The sequence below is a fragment of the Brevundimonas sp. TWP2-3-4b1 genome, from assembly GCF_049897665.1.
GTDB classification, from domain to species: domain Bacteria; phylum Pseudomonadota; class Alphaproteobacteria; order Caulobacterales; family Caulobacteraceae; genus Brevundimonas; species Brevundimonas subvibrioides_B.
The window spans coordinates 1-838 of the sequence record NZ_JAFCWQ010000071.1; the positions used below are offsets into that span (position 1 = coordinate 1).

1 protein-coding gene is annotated in these 838 nt (G+C 67.2%); it reads right to left on the bottom strand.

Annotated features, from left to right (window positions below):
- Window positions 1-51: 51 nt before the first annotated feature.
- The coding region (locus ACP7A5_RS17965; RefSeq protein WP_426043166.1) for a hypothetical protein at window positions 52-838 on the bottom strand (787 nt) is incomplete at its 5' end.

Sequence of the window (838 nt, forward strand, 5' to 3'; positions counted from 1 at the left end):
AGGACCATCAGGGGCGCGAGCGCCCAGAGTCTTTGATTGCTCATCGGTCCCTCAGGTCAAAAGCTGAATGACGGCCTGCACCAGCTGTGTGGTGGGGTCGACCTGGTACACGGAGCCGTCGTTGTACCGGTACTGGCTCTGGGCGCTGTCGGCGTACTGGTTCCGATAGGCATAGGGCACGTTGTAGACGTCGTAGCCGGCCGGCAGCCGCTGGCCGACGTTGAACTGCTGACCCGTCAACAGGGCCGCGACCTGGCCGATCGACGAGGTCTGCGGATCGACTCGATACAGCACGCCGTCGGCATACCGATACTGCGCCCCGTCGTTCAGGCCGTAGTACTGCGACAGCGACTGCGGCGGCTGCTGATAGGCGTACTGGCTGGGCCAGGTATTGCCCGGCGAAAGGATGCCGCCCAGCACGGGCAGATAGCCCAGCAGCCCGCCCTGGGGCGTGGTCCGGTAGACGTAGCCGTCGCGATACTGATAGTCGCCGTCGCCGCCCAGCGTGCGCCACAGATAGTTGTAGCGGTTGTACGGATCCTGGGCCCGTTCGATCTGACGCGCCTGTCCCGGCGGCAGACAGCCGTTGTCACGCTTGGCCAGCCCCGGCGGGCACCCGTTCATCAGCCCGCGATTGGCCTCGCGACGCAGGACGACCACGCCGTTGTCGACCGTGACCCGTTGTTCGACCTCGCGGCGGACGTCGCGTTCCATCCGGTCCTGACCGCGCGCCATATCGCGGGCGACGTCGGGGATACGGCCCTCGACCTGCCGCTCCATGCGGTCGTTGCCGCGGCCGTGATCGCCGCCCCGGTTGTCGTTGCCGCCGCCCCGGTTT